The organism is Kitasatospora sp. NPDC058965 (genome assembly GCF_042741245.1).
Taxonomy (GTDB): domain Bacteria; phylum Actinomycetota; class Actinomycetes; order Streptomycetales; family Streptomycetaceae; genus Kitasatospora.
In genome coordinates this window covers 4,965-7,316 of sequence record NZ_JBHYKG010000383.1, presented here as the reverse complement: position 1 = coordinate 7,316, position 2,352 = coordinate 4,965, and the positions used below count along the sequence as shown (strand labels likewise).

The 2,352-nt window shown below is 73.9% G+C and carries 1 protein-coding gene; it reads left to right on the top strand.

Annotated features, from left to right (window positions below):
• Positions 1-2,254 (top strand): 1,4-alpha-glucan branching protein GlgB (glgB, locus tag ACFW1A_RS36260; protein ID WP_380417096.1); only part of this gene is annotated, 2,254 nt, incomplete at its 5' end.
• Positions 2,255-2,352 lie beyond the last annotated feature (98 nt).

Genomic DNA, 2,352 nt, shown 5'->3' with positions numbered 1-2,352 from the left:
CGCCCCGGCGGAGGCGCCGATCGCGAAGGCGCCGGTCGCGGCGGCACCGGCCGAGGTCCCGGCCCTGCGGCTGGCCGAGGCGCCGCTGCCGCCCGCCGAGATCGAGCGGCTGGTCAGCGGCGCGCACCACGACCCGCACACGCTGCTCGGGGCGCACCCGACCACCGGCGGCACCGCCATCCGGGTGCTGCGACCGCTGGCCGAACGGGTGGTGATCGAGACCGCCTACGGCCCGGCCGAACTGACCCACCAGCAGTCGGGGCTCTTCACCGGGCTGCTGCCGGGCTCGGCCATCCCCGCCTACCAGCTGCGGGTGGCCTACCCCGGCGGCGCGCTCACCCTCCAGGAGGACGGCTACCGGCTGCCGCCGACCCTGGGCGAGCTGGACCTGCACCTGATCCGGGAGGGCCGGCACGAGCAGCTCTGGCGCGCGCTCGGCGCCCACCCGCGCGAGGTGGACGGGATCGCCGGCACCGCGTTCGCCGTCTGGGCGCCCAACGCGGTCGGGGTGCGGCTGGTCGGCGACTTCAACCACTGGGACGGCACCGGGTTCCCGATGCGCTCGCTGGGGGCCAGCGGGGTCTGGGAGCTGTTCGTGCCGGGCCTGGGGGTCGGCACCCTGTACAAGTTCGAGATCCGCACCCGCGGCGGGGAGCTGGTGCAGAAGGCCGACCCGCTGGCCCGGGCCGCGCAGTGCCCGCCCGGCACCGCCTCGCGGGTCACCGCGTCCGACTACCAGTGGCAGGACGGCGACTGGCTGGCCCGCCGGGCCCGGCTGCAGCACCACCGCGCGCCGATGTCGGTCTACGAGCTGCACCTCGGCTCGTGGCGGCCGGGGCTGGGCTACCGGGAGCTGGCCGAGGTGCTGCCCGGCTACCTGACCGGGCTGGACTTCACCCACGTGGAGTTCATGCCGGTGATGGAGCACCCGTTCGGCGGCTCCTGGGGCTACCAGGTCTCCGGGTTCTACGCGCCGACCGCCCGGTTCGGCTCGCCGGACGACTTCCGGTACCTGGTCGACGCGCTGCACCGGGCCGGGATCGGCGTGATCGTCGACTGGGTCCCGGCCCACTTCCCCAAGGACGGCTTCGCGCTGGCCCGGTTCGACGGCGAGCCGCTCTACGAGCCGGCCGACCCGCGCCGGGCCGAGCACCCCGACTGGGGCACCCTCACCTTCGACTACGGGCGCACCGAGGTGCGCAACTTCCTGGTCGCCAACGCGGTGTACTGGTGCGAGGAGTTCCACGTCGACGGCCTGCGGGTGGACGCGGTCGCCTCGATGCTCTACCTCGACTACTCCCGCGAGGACGGGCAGTGGACGCCCAACCAGTTCGGCGGCCGGGAGAACCTGGACGCGGTCGGCTTCCTGCAGGAGATGAACGCCACCGTCTACCGGCGCTGCCCCGGCGTGGTCACCATCGCCGAGGAGTCCACCGCCTGGGAGGGCGTCACCCGGGCCACCGACACCGGTGGGCTGGGCTTCGGCCTGAAGTGGAACATGGGCTGGATGCACGACTCGCTGGTCTACATGTCCAAGGAGCCGGTGCACCGCAAGTACCACCACAACGAGATCACCTTCTCGATGGTGTACGCGTACTCGGAGAACTACGTGCTGCCGATCTCGCACGACGAGGTGGTGCACGGCAAGGGCGCGCTGGTCGCCAAGATGCCCGGCGACTGGTGGCAGCAGCGCGCCAACCACCGCGCCTACCTGGGCTTCATGTGGGCCCACCCGGGCAAGCAACTGCTCTTCATGGGACAGGAGTTCGCCCAGGGGGCGGAGTTCCACCACGAGGACGGGCCGCAGTGGTGGGTGTTGGACGAGCAGTGGCCGGCCGCCGCTGACCACCGCGGCGTGCAGCGCCTGGTCGGCGAGCTCAACCGGGTCTACCGGTCCGAGCCCGCGCTCTGGGAGCTGGACACCTCCCCGGAGGGCTTCCGCTGGCTGGACGGCGGCGCCGCCGAGGACAACCTGCTCAGCTTCGTCCGGTACGCCGCCGACGGCTCCCCGCTGGTCGCGGTCTGCAACTTCTCCCCCGTGGTCCGGCACGGCCACCGGGTCGGGCTGCCCGCCCTGCCCGGCACCGACCAGCTGTGGCGCGAGGCGCTCAACACCGACGACGAGCGCTTCGGCGGCAGCGGGGTGGCCAACCCGGTCCCGGTCAAGGCCGAGCCGGTGGAGCGGGACGGCCAGCCGCGCAGCGCCGAACTGATCCTGCCCCCGCTCGCCACCGTCTGGCTGCGCCCCGCCTGACCCGCCCTCAGCCCGCTCCGGTGACACGGCTCACCCGCCCCGGGGGGGCGCCCCCCCCACCTGGGGAAGGTCGCGGGCGGCCCCCCCGCCGACGTCGC